Origin of the sequence: Kocuria marina, from assembly GCA_014652975.1 — a bacterium.
Lineage (GTDB): Bacteria > Actinomycetota > Actinomycetes > Actinomycetales > Micrococcaceae > Kocuria > Kocuria marina.
In genome coordinates, this window is record BMZV01000017.1 from 1 (window position 1) to 1,515 (window position 1,515).

A 1,515-nucleotide genomic window follows, 5' to 3' on the forward strand; every position below is an offset into this window, starting at 1 on the left:
CCAATCGCCAGTCCCACCTTCGACGGCTCCCCCCACAAGGGTTAGGCCACCGGCTTCGGGTGTTACCAACTTTCGTGACTTGACGGGCGGTGTGTACAAGGCCCGGGAACGTATTCACCGCAGCGTTGCTGATCTGCGATTACTAGCGACTCCGACTTCACGTGGTCGAGTTGCAGACCACGATCCGAACTGAGACCAGCTTTTTGGGATTAGCTCCACCTCACGGTATCGCAACCCATTGTACTGGCCATTGTAGCATGCGTGAAGCCCAAGACATAAGGGGCATGATGATTTGACGTCATCCCCACCTTCCTCCGAGTTGACCCCGGCAGTCTCCTATGAGTCCCCACCATCACGTGCTGGCAACATAGAACGAGGGTTGCGCTCGTTGCGGGACTTAACCCAACATCTCACGACACGAGCTGACGACAACCATGCACCACCTGTACACCAGCCCCACAAGGAGGAAAACCCATCTCTGAGCCGATCCGGTGTATGTCAAGCCTTGGTAAGGTTCTTCGCGTTGCATCGAATTAATCCGCATGCTCCGCCGCTTGTGCGGGCCCCCGTCAATTCCTTTGAGTTTTAGCCTTGCGGCCGTACTCCCCAGGCGGGGCACTTAATGCGTTAGCTACGGCGCGGAAAACGTGGAATGTCCCCCACACCTAGTGCCCAACGTTTACGGCATGGACTACCAGGGTATCTAATCCTGTTCGCTCCCCATGCTTTCGCTCCTCAGCGTCAGTAACAGCCCAGAGACCTGCCTTCGCCATCGGTGTTCTTCCTGATATCTGCGCATTTCACCGCTACACCAGGAGTTCCAGTCTCCCCTACTGCACTCAAGTCTGCCCGTACCCACTGCACACCCGGGGTTAAGCCCCGGGCTTTCACAGCAGACGCGACAAACCGCCTACGAGCTCTTTACGCCCAATAATTCCGGACAACGCTTGCGCCCTACGTATTACCGCGGCTGCTGGCACGTAGTTAGCCGGCGCTTCTTCTGCACGTACCGTCACTTTCGCTTCTTCCGTGCTGAAAGAGGTTTACAACCCGAAGGCCGTCATCCCTCACGCGGCGTCGCTGCATCAGGCTTGCGCCCATTGTGCAATATTCCCCACTGCTGCCTCCCGTAGGAGTCTGGGCCGTGTCTCAGTCCCAGTGTGGCCGGTCACCCTCTCAGGCCGGCTACCCGTCGTCGCCTTGGTAGGCCATTACCCCACCAACAAGCTGATAGGCCGTGAGCCCATCCACAACCAGTACAAACCCTTTCCACCCCCCACCATGCGACAGGAGGTCATATCCAGTATTAGACCCAGTTTCCCAGGCTTATCCCAGAGTCAAGGGCAGGTTACTCACGTATTACTCACCCGTTCGCCACTCATCCACCCAGTGCAAGCACCAAGCTTCAGCGTTCGACTTGCATGTGTTAAGCACGCCGCCAGCGTTCGTCCTGAGCCAGGATCAAACTCTCCGTCAAAAAACATTCAACAGAAACCACCCCACCACCACACCAAA

General features: G+C 57.0%; 1 rRNA gene. It reads right to left on the reverse strand.

Annotated features, from left to right (window positions below):
• Nucleotides 1-1,477: ribosomal RNA gene (locus IE157_RS12715) — 16S ribosomal RNA — on the reverse strand; the annotation flags it as partial.
• Between the last annotated feature and the right edge of the window lie 38 nt (nucleotides 1,478-1,515).